Here is a 21,260-nt window from a genome sequence, read left to right on the forward strand (position 1 = left end):
CTTGACCGATGCTCCAGTCAGCAAGGACAGCGGCGGCTTCTTATTTGGCATAGAAACAGGGAGCAGATCGTGCATACTCGTCAAATGGCCATCGGCGAGGAAAGCGATACGATCGAGGATGTGCTCGAACCCTATCTGATCCAGCAGGGCGATTTGCAGCGCACCCCGCGCGGGCGCATCGCCACGCCGCTGGCCTACCAGCACTTTGGCCTGGCGGCGCCGCGCACCAGCCCGACGGGTGATTTGTGGGATAACCTGGGAGTCTGAGCCAGCCGGGTTACGTGCGTCGGCGGCCGTCTCTTCTGGGTGGGATATGCGTAGACTCTTCGCGCTTGCGTCGCTTGTTCCACCAGTCGCAGCAGTGGGCGCCATCGCCACAGCCGGCTAAACAGTCGCACGCCTTTCCGGCGGTCAACGGCGACGGATCGCAATCGCACGGGAGGTCGCACTCGCCTGCCTGATTCGGCCTGGCCAGGAGGCGTGGCGTGGCGGGCCGCTCCACGGTGGGCTGGTAGCGGCGGTAAGCGATCCCGCATTTTCGCAGGCGCCCGTTCAGGATCGCCAAGCCATCCCACAAACCGAAGCGGCGGATGGCGCGTGCGCCCAGGTGCGAGCAGCTGGCATTACCGGTGTAAGCGCAATAGGCGCAGCGGAAACCCTTGTACGGCGATAGATGGCGCTGGTAGAAACCGATGGCCGATAGCGCGAGTGTTTTCATCATGGTGCGGTATCACCGTCTCTTGCAACGGCGCCTATTTGATTGCCAAGAAGAACATTTTGCACGAGTATGGTTGCTTGACCCTTCCAGAACAAGCAGGTATTTACGAGGTTTTTCTACCGTAAACTAGGAGAGACATCCACATGCAACAAGCGTCATTGAGTACATCAGACATTCCGCTGCGGCAAATTCGCGCCATGTATGACGACGCCACCATCCGCGTCTATCAGGCGTATTCCGATCCGATCGCCGATGCTGCATTGGCTGCAGGTACCTTCGTTTCGTCCCCGTTCAAGATGGAGCGCATGACCTGGATCAAGCCTTCATTTCTATGGATGATGTACCGCGCGGGGTGGGGCTTCAAGGATGCCGGCCAGCGGCGCATCCTGGCGATCGATATCAGCCGCGAAGGCTTTGCATGGGCGCTCGAGCACGGGTGTTTGAGTCACGCTGAAGGGGATGCCGATGCTCCTGCCGAGGTCAATAAAGATTTGTTTGCGGTGCGGATACAGTGGGACCCGGAGCGGGATTTGCATCTGCACAAGCTGGCGCACCGGTCGATTCAGATCGGGCTCAGCAAGGAGGCGGTGGAGCTGTACGTGACCCAATGGATACGCGCGATTAGCGACGTGACGCCGTTGGCGCACGAGATTCATGCGCTGGTGCAGGCCGGACGGGTCGATGAGGCGCGTGCCAGGCTGCCTTTGGAGCGTGTGTTCCATCATGAATGGGCGTCAGCCTCGCCACGCAACCAGACTTAACAGGGTTCCACTTGGATATCGTGAAATTGGCAGGGCTCTTCTTCATCACTGCGCTGGCGGAAATCGTCGGCTGTTACTTGCCCTGGCTGGTTCTTAAACAGGGCAAGAGCGCCTGGCTGCTGGTACCAGCAGCGCTATCCCTGGCGCTGTTCGCGTGGCTGCTGACGCTCCATCCCGCAGCGGCCGGCCGAACCTACGCGGCCTACGGCGGGGCGTATATTTGCGTTGCACTGCTGTGGCTGCGATTTGTCGATGGCGTGGCGCTGAGTCGTTTCGATTACGCAGGCGCCGCGCTGGCGCTGGTGGGGATGGCGGTGATCGCCTTGCAGCCATCGCAGTGATGGGGGCTCCTCGTGGGGAGAACCATGAATTTTTGCGGGGATATGATCATGGCGATCTCTTTTACCTTGTTGAACATCATGAGTGCCGCTGCCCGCCTCACGGCCGTCCGCAAACAGAAGCGCCTTACCCAGCAGGCGCTGGCCGATGCCCTCGGCTTGCATGTCCCCCAGGTCAAGCGATACAAGTCAGGGCGTCCATGCCATCGCTGGCAGCGATCAAGAAGATCGCCCAGGTTTTGCGCGTGACGACGGATTTTCTGATTTTCGAGGAGAGCGCACTGGCGCCGGACGCCGATCTAGCATTGCAGTTCCAGGCCATCGCGAGCATGTCGGAACCGCAGCAGGCGGTCACAGGATTCTCTAAAATGGCCCTCATCAAAGAATTTTCAGTTATCGAGGATTCTGTCACCCCCGGCTTGAATTTTTTTATTTTAATACCTGGACGCCGCGCCGCGAAAATCTCGATCTCGGCGATACTATTTTACCCAACTATCGCCCAGCAACTGCTTCATCAAGTGCGTCGGGAATTGCTGTCAATTTCGAATGTTCAATATTTATTGGTTCAACGTTCCACCATTCTGGAACGAATCCCGACATATGCTCAAATGATCGGCAACTGGAGCACCACTCCCAGTAACTACCGGGGCCCTTATATTTAGCACCTCCTATTTCGCGCGGCTGCAATCGCCCTAACGCATAGTATCTATAAAGGGTAACTGCGCAGCAGAGGGGGCATGCGCCGGGCACATGCACGCCCTTTGAGCGCGGCTGGTTAAATATGCTTCTCCATGCCGCCGAATGTTCAAGAGGCACACCCTTCCATTCTCCATCTGACATTTAACGATTCTCTCTCATTCATTCTTCAAGCGCATGCGGGACCTGACCCCGTGCCATGCTCTGCCTCGCATTATGCTGCAATGTTGCCTTCCGATACCCATGTGCAGTTTTTAGCAAGAATCTCAATGAAACAAAAATCGCCTAAAATTAGAAAATGTTTTAAATCAAAACGTTCCCTATCTAGGCCGCCATCCCAGTCCGAATTCTCTATCACATATACACCCGGATTTGGGCAAATTTTCGTTTTATCCCATTCTTGTTGAAATCGCTTTAAATAATTCTCGACCGTTTCATCACTTTGCAAGTAACCTGATACGCACGACCAGTCGTATTCAGATTCTTGAATGACCTCTCTGTCGGAATATTGGGGGTGCGCCTCACCCAACCAACCATTTCAAAATTTAAAGAAATCAATTGATATCTCGCAGATTTTTCATTTGGGCTCACGAGCAATGCGCCAGCATCAATAATAATCGAGTCGCGCGGCACATTGGCGGCGCCGTCAAAGCCAAAGAGGCCGCAAAATTTCACCAGATGCTCACCAAGCTCTTCAGAAATAAGGTGAGCTTTGGCAGGGATGGATCAACCATCCACGGCACAGATAAAGGTTTCAATATTTTCATGGTGGTTTCTTTACCATTTGGGGGTATAAAAGCGTATAACATGCGCAGCCCGCAACAGTTGACTCTGCGGGCAACCCGCAGGGTTGCGTGATACTTTTCTTCTGATCTTGACTAACTAATGTCACGCGTGACACAGCTAATTCAAATTGTCGCTGCAGGTGACAAAGAACTTCGGTAAACTCTCACAAATTATCTGATAAGAGCCAACGCTAAAATCTTCAACACATATCTCTCCAGAGCTATTTTTGACTACTAACAACAAATCCCGTTCCACTTCCATTCCAATCGGAATGTAATCCAAGCGACCTTGATGTGCAGCTCTATAGCCAATAAGTTTCTGCAAAAATGCAACCTTGTAATTTCCAGGAATTATTGTATCGATATCGAATCGGCAATCTGAAAATTTCACACTTAAATAACCAAACCACCAAGAATTAAGTAAAACCTTGATTGAGTCATGAATACGTATATTCGCATTTTTCTCCAATTCCGAAAGATCAAAAAACTCGTTCTTTACTTTCGGCCTCCATCTAATCCAACCCTCGCTATCCGCGTCCCCAACAAATATTTCCGAACTCGCCCCATCCACAATTGGCAGCATAGGCAAATCGTGGTCAGCAATATACTCGAACTGTTTGAAGAGCCGCTCCAGTGCATCTTTCACAAAAATCTCATTCATATTATTCCGACGTTAAGAGCTACATATGAGGCACTTGCAAAACGAGGGTAATGCAGGAGAATAGCTTGGCATCGCAAGCAAAAAGGAGGGTGTGGGCGCGCCCATTTCTGGCAAGATCCAGTGTCTCACGACTTCATCAAAATGCACACGTCATGGACGCTAACCAACGCGATTTGATATGCAACGCTGGAATGCAATTCAACATAATGTGTTGCCCGAGTTCGTACGCATCATGTAGCCGGCCTAATCGCAGGCAGACGGCGCGGTTTATCTTGTTGAGCATGTTGTAGGCGCGATTTATCCGGAGCGTATTATCGTTATAATCGATTCCTCATTTCGCACGCCCCGTCTCAAATAGCTAAGGTCTACCGGGAGCCTTCTTTTACTCCGGCGGGGGCAGGTCTTTCCGGTCCCGCGTCAGGAATTTCTTCCAGGCCGAGAGTTCGAAAAACATGCCGAGCAGCGCAAAACCGGCTGCGTATTCTTTCGACGGCATGGCAAAGAACAGCACAGCGGCGAGCGCGAAGCAGAGCGTTGCCGTGAGGTGGGGTTTTTTCATGATGGGCAAGTTCGCAAGCGTTATCGACTGCGGAGTATGCACCGCAAACCAAGGTGCATCAAGCCGGCTCACTTGCCTGGAAACACATCGTCGGACCGCTCGCGCCGGCGCAGCGGACGATAGGTGCGGTTGCGCCTGGCCGGCCACACGAAGGTGGCAAACATATAGACCGAGAAGCACAGCAGCGGTCCCATCACGCCCAGCACGGCCGGGTCGGGATACAGATACACCATGGCGCTGCCCGCAACGAGCTGGAACAGCACGATCACGACCGCCACCTTGCGCCGCCAGGAAGAGCGCTGGATACGCGAGCCCGCAACGGCGAAAAAAACATACCCCGCCGCGAAGGCAAGAATACCCGCACCCATGAGCAGCAAGGTCGCGTCGCCGGCAAAGGGGTGACGCTGCGCCGGGGGCAGCAAGGTAATCGAGGTGGCGAACAGTGACGCCATGCCGGCCAAAAAGGCGAGCACTTGTAAAAGTAACATCTGGACTCCGCGTGGTGCAACGGACCCAGTAAGCGTCCGGCAAACTTCACTTGGCAACAATTGCCGGTTATGTATGAAACTTGTCGAAAGATAACACATGATGTCTTCACGCGCCAGCCGCTGGCGTTATACTGCGCGCACACACCCGATAACCCGCCGAGAAAGAAGTGACGATGATGCAAATCTGGGTCGATGCCGACGCCTGTCCGGTCGTCATCAAGGACATCCTGTACCGCGTGGCCGAGCGCCTGCAACTGAACGTGACCCTGGTCGCCAACCAGCTGATGCGGGTGCCGCCGTCGCGCTTCGTGCGCGCCGTGCAGGTGCCGGCCGGCGCCGACGTGGCCGATGCCGAAATCGTGCGCCTGCTCGCTCCGGGCGACCTGGTGGTGACGGGCGACATTCCGCTCGCCGCCGATGTGCTGGTCAAGGGCGGCTTCGCGCTCAATCCGCGCGGCGAGTTCTACACCAACGACAACATCGCCCAGATGCTCACGATGCGCAAATTCATGGATGAATTGCGCGGCAGCGGCGTCGACACCGGCGGCCCGGCGCCCTTCGGCCAGGCCGACCGCCAGAACTTCGCCAACCAGCTCGACCGCCATCTGGCCCGCCACGCCAAACGCCCCTGAACCCGCGTACAATGAGCGCACGGCCTGACAAAAAACTAAGATTACTGCAAAGGTAAGCATGACGCTCTTACGTATCCTTGGCCTTCTGTTCGCCGCGGTCGCCATGGTCGGCTTCGGCTTGTGCGGGGCGTTCGGCCTGATGATCGGTATCCAGCCCGGCGCCGAACTGGCCGACCGGTTCAACATCGGCTTTGTGCTTGGCCTGGCCGGTCTGGCCATCTGTGGCGCGCTTGCCTGGTTCCTTGGCAGAAAACTGTATAAAGCGTTCGCATCATCCGGCGAGTAACAGCCGGTCCACATCTTCTGAACGCACATTCTCTTGAGGCAGCTATGATCATTCTGCGCACTATCGGGCTGCTGATCGCCCTGGCGGCGATGGTGAGCTTCGGCGCATGCGGTGCGCTCGGGCTGCTTCTCGGCACGCAGACATCAGGATCCTTCGAATTTCTTGTGTACGGCTTCATCGGGCTGGGGATTGCAGGCTTGATCGCCTGGGGTATCTTTTCCCGCATGAGGCTGGGGCGCGCGCGCCGCGTGTCGGCGCCGCCCCGGCAATGAGCGTGCAGTTCCTGTCCCCCGGCACCGCCCACATCGTTCATCTGGTCTTCGAGTGGGCCGCCATCGCCATCGGCGTGCAGCTGTACCGGCGCCAGCGCGCGCGCAGCGGCGCCAGCGGCATCCTCAGCAACAGCGGCTATGCCGTCGTGATCGGCTGTATCCTCGGTGCCGCCATCGGCAACAAGCTGGTGTTCTGGATCGAGTATCCGCATCTGTGGGCCGCACATGCCGGCAACGTGGCGCTCTGGATGTCGGGGCAGTCGATTGTCGGCGGCCTGCTGGGCGGCTTGCTGGGCGTGGAAATCGCCAAGAAATTGAGCGGCCAGGGCCAGTCCACCGGCGACCAGTTCGTGCTGCCGCTGATGGCGGGGATCGCCATCGGGCGCATCGGCTGTTTTTTGGCGGGCCTGAACGATGGCACCTACGGCAAGGCGACCACGCTGCCATGGGGCGTCGATTTCGGCGACGGCATCCATCGCCATCCGACCCAGCTGTACGACATCGTCTTTGTGCTCGCGTGGGGCGGCCTGCTGCTGGCGCTGCGCGCGCGCTGGCGCCACAAACCGGGCCTGATGTTCAAGCTGTTCTTGTCCGGCTACCTGTTCTGGCGCCTCGCCGTCGATGCCATCAAACCGCTGCGCTACGATTATGGCGCGGGCCTGGGCGGGGTGCAGCTGGTTTGCCTGGCCGCGCTGCTTTGCTATCTTCCATTTCTCGCCAGGCAGCTTGGCGGGGCGGCACCACTGAAAGCGATTGAACCATGAGCCGGAAAATCCGTCCCTATCTGTTTTACGATACCACCACCTCGGTGTGTTCGACCTGCCTGCATCCGGTCGAGGCCAAGATCATCTTCAAGGGCAGCGATGTCTTCATGGACAAGTGGTGCAGCGCGCACGGCGCCGAACGCGTGCTGGTGAGCGATGATGTCGATTATTACCGCCTGTGCCGCGAAGTCTTCGTCAAGCATCCGGAGATGCCGCAGACCTTCAACACGCCCATGCAGTACGGCTGCCCTTACGACTGCGGCCTGTGTCCCGACCACATGCAGCACTCCTGCCTGTCGATCGTCGAAATCACCGACAACTGCAACCTGAACTGCCCCGTGTGTTATGCCGAAAGCGGCACCCACCGCGAGCTGCACAAGAGCTTCGAGGACATCATCAAGATGCTCGACGCGGTCGTCGCCAACGAGGGCGAGGCGGACGTGATGCAGCTCTCGGGCGGCGAGCCGACCCTGCATCCGCGCTTCTGGGATATTCTCGACGCGGCCAAGGCGCGCCCGATCAAGCACGTGATGATCAACACCAACGGCATCGTGCTGGCGCAGGACCCGGCGTTCGCGCAGCGCCTGGCCACCTACGCGCCCGGCATCGAGGTCTACCTGCAGTTCGATTCCCTGCGCGGCGCGGTGCACAAGGCGCTGCGCGGCGCCGACCTGACCCGCATCCGCGCGCAGGCGCTGGCTAATCTGAATGCGGCGGGCGTGTCGACCACGCTGGTGGTGACGCTCAAGAAAGGCTTGAACGACGACGAAATCGGCGCCATCATCGACTTTGCGCTGACCCAGCCCTGCGTGCGCGGCGTGACCCTGCAGCCGATCCAGGACGCCGGCCGGGTAGACCAGTACGACCCGCGCGTGCACCGCCTGACGGTGTCCGAAGTGCGGCGCAAGATCGCCGAACAGACATCCTTGTTCACCTTGCAGGATATCGTTCCGGTGCCCTGCAATCCGGACACGCTGGCCATGGCGTATGCGCTCAAGACGGCCGAGCAGGTGGTGCCGCTGACGCGCTACCTCGATCCGCAAACGCTGGTCGAAGGCAGCAGCAATACCATCGTGTTCGAGCGCGACGAGACGCTCAAAAAGAGCATGAAGGAGCACGTCTTCAAACTGTTCTCGACCAACCACTCGCCCGAGTCGCAGGCCAACTGCCTGTCCGAGTTGATGTGCTGCCTGCCGCTGATCGACGCGCCCGCGGGTCTGCGCTACGACAATGTCTTTCGCGTGCTGATCGTGCAGTTCATGGACGCGTATTCGCTCGACGTGCGCGCGCTGAAAAAATCATGCATTCACTTCGCGCTGCCGGATGGGAAGATGATTCCGTTCGAGAGCTACAACCTGCTGTACCGCGGCGGCGAGCAACTGGCCGAGATCCGCGCCAGCATCGCGCAGCAGACCGCGCAGCGCAAAGGGCCGCGCAAGGTCATTCCGATCGGTGCGCAGTAAGGCCCCGCCGTAAGGCCCCGCCGTAAGGCGCACAGCCGGCATGCACGTCAGCGCGGCGCGCGCTTGCTTGCAATGACTTCGCCGATGGAATGCGCTCCGGGTGCGTATAGCGTCAGCACCGCGCCGCCAATGGCCATGGTCAGCGCCGCGGCCAGGAACCCCCAGCCGGTGCGCCGGATGGCCGGTTCGATCCAGTGAGCGCGGTCCAGGCCCCGCAGGCGGCGATACAGACTGGCCGAAAGCAGCCCGTCGACGAGCAGCTCGGCGAACAGCAGCGGCGCCGAGGCCACCACCGAGAACATCATGAAGATGGCTGTCCCGATGGCGGCGCAAATGGCCACGAGCAGCGCCAGCGGAATGAGCAGCTCTTCGGCGCTGCCGACCGCTTCGAGCGCTGTGTCGCTCACGTCCGACATCACCCCGTCGCCGGGCGGCTCAAAATCGGCGCTCGCGCCGCCGCCGTCGAAGCTGCCGCCCTCGCCGCTGCAAGCGGCATCGGAGCCGCGCCCGGACGGTGCCAGGTCGGGCAGGCCGCCGTCGCCGATGTCGGCGCCGGACCAGCGCAGCCAGAGCCACAGCAGAAAAAGGAAGGCGAGATAGGCGACGGCAATCGATGCCGGATAGCGCAGCCACATGCTCTGCAACCCGGCCAAGAGCAGCAGAAAGGATGCGAGAAAGCCCGCCGCGCCGGTCAGCGTGACCAGCAGGAGCATCTGCAAGCGCGGATAGCTGTCGCGTTCGAGCTTGCCGCGCAGGCGCTCGACGTCGCGCTCGCGCTGCGATACGGCGGGACGTCGTCTCATGGGGTGCTCACGCAGGGCCGGCGTGCCGCCCGCCTAGTGTTCGGCCTTGTGGCATACGGCTTCGATATTGTGGCCATCGGGACCGATGACAAAGGCGCCGTAATAGTCCGGATGATAGTGCGCGCGGATGCCCGGCGCGCCGTTATCCTTGGCGCCCGCTTCGAGCGCGGCGGCGTAAAACTGGCGGACCTGTTCGCGGCTGTCGGCCACGAAGGCCACATGCATCTGCCCCTGGACCGGGCCGCCCTGGCCGAACCAGAATTCCGGCTTGCCGTTCTTGCCCAGGCCGGCCCAGCCCTTGACTTCCACTACCAGGGAAATGCCCAGCGGCGCGAGCGCCTTGCCGAAGAAAGTCTTGCTCTGGTCGTAGTCGCTTACTGCAAAGCCAAGATGGTCGATGATCATGTCAGGTCCGGTGGAGAGTTAACGTGATGAAAGTGTCGCCATGGCTTCCATGGCAACCTTGTTCTTTGAATACTATCAGGATTAGCGACCAGCAACAATGCCGGTCGACGCCGCGCGCAACAGGCGGGAAAGGCGCTTACTCTTCGCGCACCCACACCTGGGAACGGCCGAACACCGGCATGCCCATGTAGCCGCGTACGTTGAGCTTCTTGCCGCCTTCGACGACTTTCAGCTTGCTCTTGTAGACCTTGCCGTTGTCCGGGTCGAGGATCTGGCCGCCGGTGTACTCGTCGCCTTCTTTTTTCAGGCCGCTCATGAAGGTCATGCCGAGGATCGGCTGGTCCTTGTTGGCGCCTTCGCACTTGGTGCACTTGGGATTCTGGTCGGTGCCCTCGGGGCGGAACAGTTTTTCGAGCTTGCCCTGGATTTCGCCGTTGTTGTCGCTGATGCGGATCAGCGCCTTCGGCTTGCCGGTCACGTCATCGATGTTCTTCCACAGGCCGACCGGGGACGCTGTTTCCTGCGCCAAGGCCAGTGCCGGCGCCATGGCCAGCATTGCGGCGATCAGGGTTGTTGTAAGTGCTTTCATGGGTGTCTCCAGTATTGTTGGTTTGTCCAGCGTTGCTAGTGTAGCAAACTGGCTTTGCACTGGAGCCACAACTTTGTATCAGCTTGTGAGGGCTTTTAGCGGGACCGGGCACGGCGCGCACCGTCCCCGGATGAGGCAGCCCCGGGACCGGGGCCACCCGCGGCACTCAGGGTGCCGTGATGATTGCGACGATCTCGTTGCGGGTGCCGGCCACCAGCGTGCCCTTGGCGCTCTGTTCTTCGGAGCGGATCCAGCCGAAGCCTTTCGCCATCCAGCCCACGACAAGTTGGCCCTGGACATCGGACGCTCCGGTCATTTTGCAGGTATTGGCAAAGATCCGGCCCGCCACGGTGATGGTCTCGAATCCGGCGAACGTCAATTCATCGTTGACGGCCCTGACTTCGGTGGTGAGCGAGTTGGCCCTGGTAATCGTCTCGGTGAACTGCGATCCGATGGCCTGGCCCGGTACCTTGTTCAAGACCACGGCCGCCTCTTTGGAATAGACGTATTTGTCCTCGTACACACCGGCTTCATTGTACCCGATCAGTCCCAGCGGCGTGAAGACCTTGCCGTCGAACGCATTGTAGACTGCGCCCATGCGCGTGCCGTTCTCGCGCAGATAGACGTCGGCATACGCCATCACGCCTTCAAACATCTCCTGGACGATCATGTGGGTGTACTTGTCGGTCGTCGTGAATTTCACGCCCGGCGTGCGCTCGTAGCAGTCGGCGAAGGCGGGTGCCGCCGGCACCACCACGGGCTTCGCCGGCGCGGTATTGTTATCGGACGAGCCGCCACCGCAGCCGGCAACGAGGACGCAGGACAGGGCGATGCCCCAGGTTGTATGTTTCATGTAATACCTTCTTCTTAAAAAAATCGTTGTGCGCGGCGAGTCCGTGGAAATCCATCGTGACAACGCCGCTGGCCCGGCAGACGGTGTTTGCCGCCTGCGTGGACCGTTGAATGATGTTGTCCTGCGCGCCAAAAATGCCGCTCGTGCGCGCACACGCGGGACCGGGCAACAGGGAATCGGTCGACGCTGAACGCCGACGAAGCGGAACGAATCAGGAACGCGCCGGCTCGCGCGGCGCTCGCATGAACATGCCCCCCGCGCCGGGTTTGGCGCTGGCGCGGGGAGACGGGGTGCGCGACTTGAAGCGCGCTACACGGCGCCTTATGCCGCCGGCAGCTTGGCCAGCTGCTCGCGCAGCTTCTCGATTGTTGCCGAGAAATTGACCAGACGTTCTTTTTCCTGCGCCACCACCGCCGCAGGCGCGCGCGCCACGAAGCTTTCGTTACCCAGCTTGCCGTTCACCTTGGCGATCTCGCCTTCGATGCGGGCGATTTCCTTCGCCATGCGCTCGCGTTCCGCCGCCACGTCGATCTCCACCTTGAGCATCAGCTTGGTGGCGCCCACCACCGCCACCGCCGCCGGCGACTCCGGCAAGGTGTCGACGATGTTCACTTCCGACAGCTTGCCCAGGGTCTGCACATAAGCGGCATAGCTTTCCAGGCGCGCGCGGTCGGGGGCATCGGCCGCTTCCACGATCAGCGGCACGCGCATCGACTCCGGCAGCTTCATCTCGCCGCGCAGGGTACGGGTGCCATCGGTCAGCGCCTTGAGCTGGCCCATCCACTCTTCCGCGCGCTCGTCGATGAGCGCGGGATTAGCTTCCGGATACGGCTGCACCATGATCGAGTCGCCGGCCGGGTTGAGCTGCTTGCCCGCCAGCGGCGCGACGGTCTGCCACAGCGTTTCGGTCACGAACGGGATGATCGGATGCGCCAGGCGCAGGATCACTTCCAGCACGCGCAGCAGCGTATTGCGGGTGGCGCGCTGCTGGCCTTCGCTGCCGTGCTGGATCTGTACCTTGGCCATTTCCAGATACCAGTCGCAGTAGTCGTACCACACGAACTTGTGGATGGCCGAGGCGATGTTATCGAAGCGGTAGTCATCGAAGCCCTTGACCACTTCCATTTCGGCGCGCTGCATGGTCGACAAGATCCAGCGGTCGCCCTGCGACAGGTCGGCATCGGCCGGCACGCCGCAATCCTTGTCCTGGGTGTTCATCAGGACGAAGCGGGTGGCGTTCCACAGCTTGTTGTTGAAGTTGCGGCAGCCCTCGGCGCGGCCCAGGTCGAAATTGATGTTGCGGCCCAGCGAAGCGTAGCTGGCCATCGTGAAGCGCACCGCATCGGTGCCGTAGGCCGCGATCCCTTCCGGGAATTCCTTGCGCGTGGCCTTGGCGATCTTTTCGGCGTCGCGCGGATTCATCAAGCCGGTGGTGCGCTTCTCGACCAGCGCTTCGACGTCGATGCCGTCGATCAGATCGATCGGGTCGAGCGTATTGCCCTTCGATTTGGACATCTTCTGGCCGGTCGAATCGCGCACCAGGCCATGCACGTACACGGTCTCGAACGGCACCTTGCCGGTGAAGTGCGCGGTCATCATGACCATGCGCGCAACCCAGAAGAAGATGATGTCGAAGCCCGTCACCAGCACCGACGATGGCAGGAAGGTTTTCAGGTCGACCGTCTCTTCCGGCCAGCCCATGGTGGAGAAGGGCACCAGCGCCGACGAGAACCAGGTATCGAGCACGTCGTCGTCGCGGCGCAGCGGCGCCGTCACGCCGGCCGCCAGCGCCTTGGCCTTGGCTTCTTCCTCGGTCTTGGCCACAAAGATATTGCCGGCGTCGTCGTACCACGCCGGAATCTGGTGGCCCCACCACAGCTGGCGCGAGATGCACCAGTCCTGGATGTTGTTGAGCCACTGGTTGTAGGTGGTATTCCAGTTCTCCGGCACGAACTTGATCTCGCCCTGGGCGACTTTGTCGAGCGCCACTTCGGCGATCGATTTACCCGGGAAGAACGTGCCTTCCGGCGCCGGCTTGGTCATGGCGACAAACCACTGGTCGGTCAGCATCGGCTCGATGACCACGCCGGTGCGATCGCCCCGCGGCACCATCAGCTTGTGCGGCTTGACTTCCTGCAGCAGCCCTTGCGCATCGAGGTCGGCCACGATTTTTTTACGCGCCACGAAACGGTCCAGGCCACGGTAGGCTTCCGGCGCTTCCTCGTTCATTTTCGCGTCGAGCGTCATCACGCAGATCATCGGCAGCTTGTGGCGCTGGCCGACCGCGTAATCGTTCAGGTCGTGCGCCGGGGTGATCTTCACGCAGCCGGTGCCGAAGGCCTTGTCGACGTATTCGTCGGCGATGATCGGGATTTCGCGCTCCGTCAGCGGCAGCTTGAGCATCTTGCCGACCAGCGCCTCGTAGCGCTCGTCGGTCGGATCGACCGCCACGGCGACGTCGCCGAGCAGCGTTTCAGGACGCGTGGTGGCCACCGTCAGGTGGCCGCTGCCGTCGGCGAACGGATAGCGGATGTACCACATCGAGCCGTCTTCTTCTTCCGACACCACTTCCAGGTCCGACACGGCGGTGCCCAGTTTCGGGTCCCAGTTCACCAGGCGCTTGCCACGGTAGATCAGGCCCTGCTCGAACAGGCGCACGAAGACGTCGGTGACGACTTTCGAGCGCGGTTCGTCCATGGTGAAGTATTCGCGCGACCAGTCGGGCGAGGTACCCATGCGGCGCATCTGGCCGGTGATGATGTTGCCGGACTTTTCTTTCCATTCCCAGACTTTTTCGACGAACTTCTCGCGGCCCAGGTCATGGCGCGAGATTTTCTGCGCATCGAGCTGGCGCTCCACCACGATCTGGGTGGCGATACCGGCGTGGTCGGTGCCGGGGACCCAGGCGGTATTGAAGCCGCGCATGCGGTAGTAGCGGGTCAGGCCATCCATGATGGTCTGGTTGAACGCATGGCCCATGTGCAGGGTGCCGGTGACGTTCGGCGGCGGCAGCTGGATGCAAAACGACGGCTTGTCGGCGTCGGTGGTCGCGGCGAAGTAGCCGCGTTTTTCCCACTCCGCGCGCCAGAATCGTTCAATGTCGGCGGGCTCGAAAGATTTGTCTAATTCCATGGTTTGTCGTGTATTTTTGCGAAAACGTTCATTATAGAGGACTGCCGCCAAGCCGCAGCCCGGAATGCCGGCCGGCCTGGCCGCCGACAGTTATTGCGCCGCGGCGCGCTGGCGCAGCGCTTCCAGGGTTTTGGGCATGCTGCCACGGCTCATGCTGTCGACGATCCAGCCCAGTCCCATCGGCACCGGACCCGGATCGGTGTACACCATGTACTTGACGACGGACTTGTTCTTGTCCGCGCCGTGCGGCACCAGCAGCCAGTAGCCGGTGGTATCGGCGATCGCTTCCTCGGCCTTCAAACCTTCCCAGGGCAGCATTTTCCACGACAGCTGGCACTGCGCGGCGGAGACCTTGGGCTCCATGCGCAGGCGGTATTTCTTGACCTTCCCGAGCGGGAGCTTGAGCGTCATGTCGACCTGCGAGGCGTCATCCTTGCGCAGCACCGCCACCTTCTCGACGTTGGGCATGAAGCTCGGGTAGGCCGCGTAATCCTGGATCATCGCGCACAGCTTCGGTACGGGGGCGTTGATGATGGTGGCGGCCATGAAGGCCTTGCCGGGGTGGCCGGCCTTGCTGACGTCGGCGATGGAGACCGCCGTCTCGGTCAGTTTGGCGGTGTCGATGCCGGCGTCCGCGTAAGCGCCGGCGCAGGCGGCGGACAGCGCCGCGCACAAGAATAGTCTGGTCGTGGTCATGAGGCGTTCTTCAGTGTTGGTCAGGTAGGTGGCGTTCATGGTAATCCGTCCGCGTGCACTCATGCCGGCTGGCCCAGCACCTGGGTCAGGACATCGCCGGCCGCATGCGGGCGGCCCAGCGCACGCGCGCGTTCGCCCATGGCGGCCAGCTGGCCGGGATGCGCCAGCAGGTGGGCGATGCGGTATTCCAGCGTCGGGCCATCGACCGCCTTGAGTGCCACGCCCTGTTCGAGCAGGTAGTCGGCGTTGCGCTCCTCCTGCCCCGGAATCGGCGAATTGACGATCATCGGCAGCCCCATGGCCAGACATTCCGAACTTGTCAGCCCGCCCGGCTTGGTGATCACCAGGTCGGCGCAGGCCATCAGGCGCTCCACGTGATCGGTAAAGCCCTGCGCCAGCAGGCGTCCCGGAAAGCGCGCTTCGAGCAGCTTGAGCGCGGCCAGCGCCTTGGCGTTTTTACCGGCCAACACGATCAGCTGGAAGGTGCCGTCGAGGCTTAGCAAGCGTTCGGCCACCGTCTCCAGGCTGCCCAGGCCCGCGCCGCCGCCCATCAACAAAAAGGTGGTGGTGTCCGGATCGAGCCCGAATTCGCGCGCGCAGGCGGCGCGTTCTGGCACCTGGCCGAAGGCGGGCATGATCGGAATGCCGGTGACGTGGATGCGTTCCGGCGCAATGCCGCAGCGCCGCATGCGGTAGGCGACTTCCTCGTTGCCGGCGAAGTAGCCGGCCATGTTCTCGTGCACCCACATGCGGTGCAGGTCGAAGTCGGTCACCTGCACCCACACCGGGCAGGTGAAGCCGCGCTTGCGGATCGCGCGCGCAAGAATCTCGGCCGGCAGGAAGTGGGTGCAGACGATGGCGTCCGGCCGGGCGTCCTCGATGGCCTGCATGAGGGCCCGCGTGTTGAGGCGTTCCAGGCCGCGCCGCAACTGCTGCATGGTGCTGTCCGGGCGCGCATCGTTGCTGGCCTGGTACAGGTAGCCCCACAGCGCCGGCGCCTTGTTGACCAGCTTCAGATAGAACTCGGTGTACATCTTGCGAAAGCCGGACGTCACGTAATCCATCACGTCCAGATGGGTGGCCTCGATGCCGCCCGGCGGCGCCGCCGCGTGGGCGCGGATCGCTTCGGCCGCGCGCATATGGCCGGCGCCGGCGGAAACGCTTAACAGCAAAATCTTTTTAGTCATACTTGCCCGGAGATGGTAGGGGCGCCAGGCGCCCCGGATAAACAAAAGTCTACCAGCGTACCATCTCCGCAAGGTCCGGCGTCAGATCAATTCCCGCAACCCATCAACTTGATGCGGTCGTAGGCGGCCTTGGCCTGCACCAGGCCGAAACCGAACTTGGTGTCGCGTCCCGCCGTGCCCAGGTCGAGCGCGCTCTTGCCGAGCGAGGTGCGGATCTGGGCGCCGCTGCAGGTCGGGAAGTAGCTCCACACCAGCGCCGCCACCGCCGATACGTGCGGGGTTGCCATCGAGGTGCCGTCGAAGTAGGCGTAGCTGGCCGGCTTGACCGCCACCGTGGCGCTCTGGCCCAGCTGGGTCTTGAGCTGCGCGCCTTCCGTGCTTGAGGCCGACACCGATGGAATGAGCGTGGCCGTGCCGACCGTGCCGGTAAAGGCGCCGGCCACGTTGTTGTACACGACCGCGCCCACGCCCCCGCTGTTCTGGCAGTTGGCGACCTTGGTGGCGAAATCGATGGTGCCACGCGCGATCAGGCACACCTTGCCCGAGACGGCGGCGTTGACCTTGTCGCCCAGGCCAAAGTCGGCCAGCGGCGCGGTGGCCGTTTTCACGGGCGAGCCGTCCATCGACCCCGGCGCATATACGGTGGCGCCGACGGTCAGTGCCGGCGTGGAGCCGCTGTTCATCGGCACGGTCGAGAGCACGCCCACGCCAGGGCCGGAAATTTCGACTTTGCTGTTGTACTGCGAGAAGCTGGCCCAGGCCTTGTTCTCGTCCAGCGCGCCGACCATCATCACGCTGCTGTAGCCGGGCGGGTAGGAGACCACCGTATTGCCATCGTTGCCCGCTGCGGCGATGCTGAGCACCCCCTTGGCGGCCAGTGCATCGAAGGCGCGCTGTTCGGTCTTGCTGGGGCGCCCGCCGCCGAGCGACATGCTGATCACGTTGGCGCCGGCGCTGCCGCACTTGTTGGCGGCCGTCGCCAGGGATGAGGAATAGGCCCAGCCGGCGGCGCCGAACACCTTCACGATGTGCAGTTTCAAAAGCCGGTTGGCGTTCACGCCCACCACGCCTGTGCCGCTGTTGTTGACGGCCGCGACCGTGCCCGCCACGTGCGTGCCATGATGGTTTTCGTCGGTGTACCAGTTGCCGGTGCCGGCATCGTATTCGCCGGCGACGCTGTTGGCGCTCAGGTCTTCGTGGGCGCGGTCGTAGCCGGAATCGATGATGCACACCTTGCGGTTGGCGGCGTTCGCGTCCGGCAGCAGGTCGGCCTGCACCAGCTTGATCCCGTACGGCACCAGCTGGCCGGTCGCATAAGGCGTGCCGGTCGACGCCGACGTCAGGGCGAACGCCTTGCGCACCACGTCTTCCTCGATGTACTCGACGTTCGGATTGCGCAGCAGTCCGTTCAGGGCCTTGGCCGGCACCTCGATCGCCATCGCATTCATGCCGTGGATCTCGTGTTTGACCGCACCGTGAGCGCCCGCCACCGCCGCCTTGACGATGGCCGCCTTGCCCGGCTTGAACGCGACGATCACGCGGGTCGTGTCCGCCGCCGCGGACGCATGCGTGACGACACCGGCGGCGACGGTCGCCAACAACAATTTGACGGCGCTGGCGATGGGGGACATTTCAGGCTTGGTATGCATCATGGCAGTTCTCCGGAATGATCGTTTCAAGGGTGCCGCAGGCGTTGGTGACTGGCGTGCCCATGGGACCAGAAATTAAGTGTATTGGGAAACGATTAGAGCAATCAATCAAGATATTTGATCGCTTCGATAACTGTTGTTTTATCTTGGAAATTAGTAGTCCTGCCGTGCGCTCACCGCCTGCCGTGAAAATTGGTGTTATGGTTTTGCGCGTCCACGGCAACGATCTGGTCGAATTGGCAATCATGGCGGGCAAGCCAACGGTTCAGTGTCCCATTCCGGCTCGGGCGGGTGTTGTGGCAGATCACCGCGAATGGCGTGCCGAAAAAGCCATCTTGTCGGGCGGATCAACAGGTATAATTGCGCACGCTGCCGCAAGGCGGCACACGCTAGGGGTCCTGCAAGTCGCTGAGCGACGCGCGGGTGAGAAACACCCTCTGAACCTGATCTGGATAATGCCAGCGAAGGGAAGCCAGTGAGTTCCATGGATGCGCCGTCACGGCTGCCATCCCGGCCGCTCCTACTCCTTTGCTGGCTCCTGCACGCAATGGAGCCACATGAACGCACCGCTTAAAACCCCGCTCAAATTCGATTCGGCCACCGCCACGGTGGACGAAGCCGCCATCGCGCCTTTCCCGAATTCCCGCAAAGTCTATGCCCAGGGCAGCCGCGCCGACCTGCGCGTGCCGATGCGCGCCGTCAGCCAGTCCGATACCGCCGCCTCATTTGGCGCCGAACCGAATCCGCCCGTGTATATATATGACACGTCCGGCCCGTACACCGATCCGGAAGCGCAGATCGACATCCGCTCGGGTCTCGGTACCCCGCGCCTGCCGTGGATTCTGGAGCGTGGCGACACCGAAGAACTGGCCGGCCCCAGCTCGGCCTACGGCCAGGCGCGCCTGGACGATCCGGCGCTGGCCGCGCTGCGCTTCCAGCTGCAGCGCACCCCGCGCCGCGCGCTGGCCGGCGCCAATGTGACGCAGATGCACTACGCGCGCCGCGGCATCATCACGCCTGAAATGGAATACGTGGCGATCCGCGAAAACCTGCGCCGCCAGGAGTACCTGCAGGAGCTCGAAGCGTCCGGCCCGATGGGCAAGCGCAGCGCGCAGCTGCTGGGCCGCCAGCATCCGGGCCAGTCGTTCGGCGCCAGCATCCCGGACACCATCACCGCCGAATTCGTGCGCGAGGAAATCGCGCGCGGACGCGCCATCATCCCGGCCAACATCAACCATCCGGAAGTCGAGCCGATGATCATCGGCCGCAATTTCCTGGTCAAGATCAACGCCAACATCGGCAATTCGGCCGTGACCTCGTCGATCGGCGAGGAAGTCGAAAAAATGACCTGGGCCATCCGCTGGGGCGCCGACAACGTCATGGATCTGTCGACCGGCAAGCACATTCACGAAACGCGCGAATGGATCATCCGTAACAGCCCGGTTCCGATCGGCACCGTGCCGATTTACCAGGCGCTGGAAAAGGTCAACGGCAAGGCCGAAGACCTGACCTGGGAAATCTTCCGCGATACCCTGATCGAACAGGCCGAGCAAGGCGTCGATTACTTCACCATCCACGCCGGCGTGCTGCTGCGCTACGTGCCGATGACGGCCTCGCGCCTGACCGGTATCGTCTCGCGCGGCGGCTCGATCATGGCCAAGTGGTGCCTCGCGCATCACAAGGAATCGTTCCTGTACACGCACTTCGAAGACATCTGCGCCATCATGAAGGCTTACGACGTCTCGTTCAGCCTTGGCGACGGCCTGCGTCCGGGTTCGATCTACGACGCCAACGACGAAGCCCAGCTGGCCGAACTGAAGACCCTGGGCGAACTGACCCAGGTCGCCTGGAAGCACGACGTGCAGGTCATGATCGAAGGCCCGGGCCACGTGCCGATGCAGCTCATTAAAGAGAACATGGACCTGCAGCTGGACCAGTGCGGCGAAGCGCCGTTCTACACCCTCGGGCCTTTGACGACCGACATCGCGCCCGGCTACGACCACATCACCTCGGGTATCGGCGCGGCCATGATCGGCTGGTACGGCACCGCCATGCTGTGCTACGTCACGCCGAAGGAGCATCTGGGCCTGCCGAACAAGGATGACGTCAAGGACGGCATCATCACCTACAAGATCGCCGCCCACGCGGCCGACCTGGCCAAGGGCCATCCGGGCGCGCAGATCCGCGACAACGCGCTGTCGAAAGCGCGCTTCGAGTTCCGCTGGGACGACCAGTTCAACCTGGGCCTCGATCCGGACAAGGCGCGCGAATTCCACGACGAGACCTTGCCGAAGGATTCGGCCAAGGTGGCGCATTTCTGCTCGATGTGCGGACCGCATTTCTGCTCGATGAAGATCACCCAGGAAGTGCGCGACTACGCCGCCACCATGAACGTGAGCGAACAAAGCGCGCTGCGCCAGGGGATGGAAGTGAAAGCCATCGAATTCGTGCGCCAGGGCGGTGAGCTCTATAAAAAGGTGTAACCGTGATCGAGATCGAGGTGAATGGCGAGGCACGGCGCGTGGCGCCGGGCGCCTCCTTGCTCGACCTGGTCGAGGAACTTGGCCTGCCGCCCGGGCAGGCCATGGCGCTGGCGGTCAACCGCCAGGTGGTGCCGCGCCAGCAATGGCCGCAACGCGCGGTGCTGGCGCTGGACAAAATCGAGATCGTGCGCGCCATCGGCGGCGGCTGACAGATAAGGAATCGACAATGAACATGAACGATAACAACGGGGGCGCCAGCGACGTCCTCACCATCGCAGGAAAAACCTACCGTTCGCGCCTGCTGGTCGGCAGCGGAAAATACCGCGACCTGGCGCAAACGCGCGAGGCGACCGACGCCGCGCAGGCCGAAATCGTCACCGTGGCGATCCGCCGCGTAAACATCGGCCAGGACCGCAACGCCCCCAGCCTGCTGGACGTGCTGCCGCCCGACCAGTACACGATCCTGCCCAATACGGCCGGCTGCTACAACGCCAAAGATGCGGTGTACACCCTGCAGATGGCGCGCGAGCTGCTGGGCGGACGCAACCTGGTCAAGCTCGAAGTGCTGGGCGACGAAAAGACCCTGTTCCCGCACATGCCCGAAACGCTGATCGCGGCCGAAGCGCTGGTCAAGGACGGCTTCGACGTCATGGTCTACTGCAGCGACGACCCGATCCAGGCGCGCCTGCTGGAAGAAATCGGCTGCGTGGCGGTGATGCCGCTGGCGTCCCTGATCGGCTCGGGCATGGGTATTCTCAATCCCTGGAACCTGTCGCTGATCATCGAGCAGGCCAAGGTGCCGGTGCTAGTCGACGCCGGCGTGGGCACCGCGTCGGACGCTGCGATTGCCATGGAACTGGGCTGCGACGGCGTGTTGATGAACAGCGCCATTGCCGGCGCGCGCGATCCGGTGCGCATGGCCGGCGCCATGCGCCTGGCGGTGCAGGCCGGGCGCGAAGCGTTTTTGGCCGGCCGCATGCCCAAGCGCTTCGCCGCCGTGCCGTCCTCGCCGGCGGCCGGCAAAGTCGCGTGACAGGGCA

Annotated in this window: 26 protein-coding genes, 1 pseudogene and 1 riboswitch; of the genes and pseudogenes, 14 read left to right on the forward strand and 13 right to left on the reverse strand. The window is 61.7% G+C overall.

Going from position 1 to position 21,260, the window contains the following annotated elements:
• Nucleotides 1–87: 87 nt before the first annotated feature.
• Nucleotides 88–267: pseudogene (locus RBA40_RS17850) on the forward strand (Holliday junction DNA helicase RuvB C-terminal domain-containing protein); the annotation flags it as partial.
• Between the two features lie 10 nt (nucleotides 268–277).
• Here the strand turns inward: RBA40_RS17850 and yidD are convergent.
• Nucleotides 278–721: a membrane protein insertion efficiency factor YidD gene (gene yidD / locus RBA40_RS17855; RefSeq protein ID WP_306649120.1), complete on the reverse strand. Its 444-nt coding sequence runs from the start codon at nucleotides 719–721 to the stop codon at nucleotides 278–280.
• Nucleotides 722–861: 140 nt separating this feature from the next.
• On the opposite strand from yidD, the gene RBA40_RS17860 reads away from it, so the two are divergent.
• From RBA40_RS17860 to RBA40_RS17870, 4 genes are all read left to right on the forward strand, one after another.
• Nucleotides 862–1,479 carry a DUF4291 domain-containing protein gene (locus RBA40_RS17860; protein WP_306649121.1) on the forward strand — a complete coding sequence of 206 codons (618 nt, stop codon included), beginning with the start codon at nucleotides 862–864 and terminating at the stop codon, nucleotides 1,477–1,479.
• Nucleotides 1,446–1,820, forward strand: a complete 375-nt coding sequence (locus RBA40_RS17865) for a YnfA family protein (protein WP_306649122.1) — start codon at nucleotides 1,446–1,448, stop codon at nucleotides 1,818–1,820. The genes RBA40_RS17860 and RBA40_RS17865 overlap by 34 nt, the downstream gene beginning before the upstream one ends.
• A 78-nt stretch (nucleotides 1,821–1,898) precedes the next feature.
• On the forward strand, nucleotides 1,899–2,066 hold the full coding sequence (locus RBA40_RS33575) for a helix-turn-helix domain-containing protein (RefSeq protein WP_374710514.1): 168 nt from the start codon (nucleotides 1,899–1,901) through the stop codon (nucleotides 2,064–2,066).
• The gene (locus RBA40_RS17870; protein WP_306649123.1) at nucleotides 2,018–2,479 is read left to right on the forward strand and encodes a hypothetical protein; all 462 of its coding nucleotides are present in this window, start codon (nucleotides 2,018–2,020) and stop codon (nucleotides 2,477–2,479) included. Before RBA40_RS33575 ends, RBA40_RS17870 begins: the two co-directional genes overlap by 49 nt.
• 248 nt (nucleotides 2,480–2,727) lie before the next feature.
• Here the strand turns inward: RBA40_RS17870 and RBA40_RS17875 are convergent, their stop codons facing one another.
• Nucleotides 2,728–3,042: a hypothetical protein gene (locus tag RBA40_RS17875; RefSeq protein ID WP_306649124.1), complete on the reverse strand. Its 315-nt coding sequence runs from the start codon at nucleotides 3,040–3,042 to the stop codon at nucleotides 2,728–2,730.
• A gap of 29 nt (nucleotides 3,043–3,071) precedes the next feature.
• Here RBA40_RS17875 and RBA40_RS17880 point away from each other — a divergent pair, with 29 nt between their 5' ends.
• Entirely contained in the window at nucleotides 3,072–3,371 is a 300-nt protein-coding gene (locus RBA40_RS17880) for a hypothetical protein (RefSeq protein WP_306649125.1), read from the forward strand.
• A gap of 45 nt (nucleotides 3,372–3,416) precedes the next feature.
• Here RBA40_RS17880 and RBA40_RS17885 read toward each other — a convergent pair whose 3' ends face one another.
• From RBA40_RS17885 to RBA40_RS17895, 3 genes are all read right to left on the reverse strand, one after another.
• Nucleotides 3,417–3,959: a SecY-interacting protein Syd gene (locus RBA40_RS17885; protein WP_306649126.1), complete on the reverse strand. Its 543-nt coding sequence runs from the start codon at nucleotides 3,957–3,959 to the stop codon at nucleotides 3,417–3,419.
• A gap of 382 nt (nucleotides 3,960–4,341) precedes the next feature.
• Nucleotides 4,342–4,527, reverse strand: coding sequence for a hypothetical protein (locus RBA40_RS17890; protein ID WP_306649127.1), 186 nt, complete (start codon nucleotides 4,525–4,527; stop codon nucleotides 4,342–4,344).
• Between the two features lie 59 nt (nucleotides 4,528–4,586).
• Nucleotides 4,587–5,006: a hypothetical protein gene (locus RBA40_RS17895; RefSeq protein ID WP_306649128.1), complete on the reverse strand. Its 420-nt coding sequence runs from the start codon at nucleotides 5,004–5,006 to the stop codon at nucleotides 4,587–4,589.
• A gap of 176 nt (nucleotides 5,007–5,182) precedes the next feature.
• On the opposite strand from RBA40_RS17895, the gene RBA40_RS17900 reads away from it, so the two are divergent.
• From RBA40_RS17900 to RBA40_RS17920, 5 genes are read left to right on the forward strand one after another with little or no spacing between them, the layout of a single operon-like run.
• The gene (locus RBA40_RS17900) at nucleotides 5,183–5,638 is read left to right on the forward strand and encodes a YaiI/YqxD family protein (protein ID WP_306649187.1); all 456 of its coding nucleotides are present in this window, start codon (nucleotides 5,183–5,185) and stop codon (nucleotides 5,636–5,638) included.
• A 58-nt stretch (nucleotides 5,639–5,696) separates the two neighbouring features.
• Complete coding sequence (locus RBA40_RS17905) at nucleotides 5,697–5,924, forward strand: hypothetical protein (protein WP_306649129.1); 228 nt, start codon at nucleotides 5,697–5,699, stop codon at nucleotides 5,922–5,924.
• A 44-nt stretch (nucleotides 5,925–5,968) separates the two neighbouring features.
• Complete coding sequence (locus tag RBA40_RS17910; protein WP_306649130.1) at nucleotides 5,969–6,196, forward strand: hypothetical protein; 228 nt, start codon at nucleotides 5,969–5,971, stop codon at nucleotides 6,194–6,196.
• 2 nt (nucleotides 6,197–6,198) lie between these two features.
• Entirely contained in the window at nucleotides 6,199–6,960 is a 762-nt protein-coding gene (locus tag RBA40_RS17915; protein ID WP_306649131.1) for a prolipoprotein diacylglyceryl transferase, read from the forward strand.
• Nucleotides 6,957–8,423 carry a radical SAM protein gene (locus RBA40_RS17920; protein ID WP_306649132.1) on the forward strand — a complete coding sequence of 489 codons (1,467 nt, stop codon included), beginning with the start codon at nucleotides 6,957–6,959 and terminating at the stop codon, nucleotides 8,421–8,423. The genes RBA40_RS17915 and RBA40_RS17920 overlap by 4 nt, the downstream gene beginning before the upstream one ends.
• Before the next feature lie 47 nt (nucleotides 8,424–8,470).
• On the opposite strand, the gene RBA40_RS17925 is transcribed toward RBA40_RS17920, so the two are convergent.
• The 8 genes from RBA40_RS17925 to RBA40_RS17960 form a co-directional block, all read right to left on the reverse strand.
• On the reverse strand, nucleotides 8,471–9,226 hold the full coding sequence (locus RBA40_RS17925; RefSeq protein ID WP_306649133.1) for a hypothetical protein: 756 nt from the start codon (nucleotides 9,224–9,226) through the stop codon (nucleotides 8,471–8,473).
• Nucleotides 9,227–9,259: 33 nt separating this feature from the next.
• Nucleotides 9,260–9,631 (reverse strand): VOC family protein, encoded by a 372-nt coding sequence (locus tag RBA40_RS17930; RefSeq protein WP_306649135.1) that lies wholly within the window; start codon nucleotides 9,629–9,631, stop codon nucleotides 9,260–9,262.
• Between the two features lie 136 nt (nucleotides 9,632–9,767).
• Nucleotides 9,768–10,220, reverse strand: a complete 453-nt coding sequence (locus RBA40_RS17935; protein WP_306649136.1) for a DUF2147 domain-containing protein — start codon at nucleotides 10,218–10,220, stop codon at nucleotides 9,768–9,770.
• A gap of 166 nt (nucleotides 10,221–10,386) precedes the next feature.
• Nucleotides 10,387–11,073: a hypothetical protein gene (locus tag RBA40_RS17940; RefSeq protein WP_306649137.1), complete on the reverse strand. Its 687-nt coding sequence runs from the start codon at nucleotides 11,071–11,073 to the stop codon at nucleotides 10,387–10,389.
• Nucleotides 11,074–11,394: 321 nt separating this feature from the next.
• Nucleotides 11,395–14,205, reverse strand: coding sequence for a valine--tRNA ligase (locus RBA40_RS17945; RefSeq protein WP_306649138.1), 2,811 nt, complete (start codon nucleotides 14,203–14,205; stop codon nucleotides 11,395–11,397).
• 90 nt (nucleotides 14,206–14,295) lie between these two features.
• On the reverse strand, nucleotides 14,296–14,940 hold the full coding sequence (locus RBA40_RS17950) for an SRPBCC family protein (RefSeq protein WP_306649139.1): 645 nt from the start codon (nucleotides 14,938–14,940) through the stop codon (nucleotides 14,296–14,298).
• A gap of 20 nt (nucleotides 14,941–14,960) precedes the next feature.
• Nucleotides 14,961–16,088 carry an MGDG synthase family glycosyltransferase gene (locus RBA40_RS17955; protein ID WP_306649140.1) on the reverse strand — a complete coding sequence of 376 codons (1,128 nt, stop codon included), beginning with the start codon at nucleotides 16,086–16,088 and terminating at the stop codon, nucleotides 14,961–14,963.
• Between the two features lie 86 nt (nucleotides 16,089–16,174).
• Nucleotides 16,175–17,740 (reverse strand): S8 family serine peptidase, encoded by a 1,566-nt coding sequence (locus RBA40_RS17960; RefSeq protein ID WP_306649141.1) that lies wholly within the window; start codon nucleotides 17,738–17,740, stop codon nucleotides 16,175–16,177.
• A 378-nt stretch (nucleotides 17,741–18,118) separates the two neighbouring features.
• Nucleotides 18,119–18,224, forward strand: a riboswitch (TPP riboswitch).
• Between the two features lie 70 nt (nucleotides 18,225–18,294).
• Here RBA40_RS17960 and thiC point away from each other — a divergent pair.
• Genes thiC through RBA40_RS17975 form a run of 3 tightly spaced genes read left to right on the forward strand, consistent with a single transcriptional unit; the run spans nucleotide 18,295 to nucleotide 21,253 of the window.
• Nucleotides 18,295–20,220, forward strand: a complete 1,926-nt coding sequence (gene thiC, locus RBA40_RS17965; RefSeq protein ID WP_306623641.1) for a phosphomethylpyrimidine synthase ThiC — start codon at nucleotides 18,295–18,297, stop codon at nucleotides 20,218–20,220.
• A 2-nt stretch (nucleotides 20,221–20,222) separates the two neighbouring features.
• Nucleotides 20,223–20,429 (forward strand): sulfur carrier protein ThiS, encoded by a 207-nt coding sequence (gene thiS / locus RBA40_RS17970; RefSeq protein WP_099882074.1) that lies wholly within the window; start codon nucleotides 20,223–20,225, stop codon nucleotides 20,427–20,429.
• Nucleotides 20,430–20,446: 17 nt separating this feature from the next.
• Nucleotides 20,447–21,253, forward strand: a complete 807-nt coding sequence (locus RBA40_RS17975) for a thiazole synthase (protein WP_306649142.1) — start codon at nucleotides 20,447–20,449, stop codon at nucleotides 21,251–21,253.
• The last annotated feature ends 7 nt before the right edge of the window (nucleotides 21,254–21,260 follow it).

The sequence above is a fragment of the Massilia pseudoviolaceinigra genome, from assembly GCF_030846505.1.
Classification (GTDB): domain Bacteria; phylum Pseudomonadota; class Gammaproteobacteria; order Burkholderiales; family Burkholderiaceae_D; genus Telluria_A; species Telluria_A violaceinigra.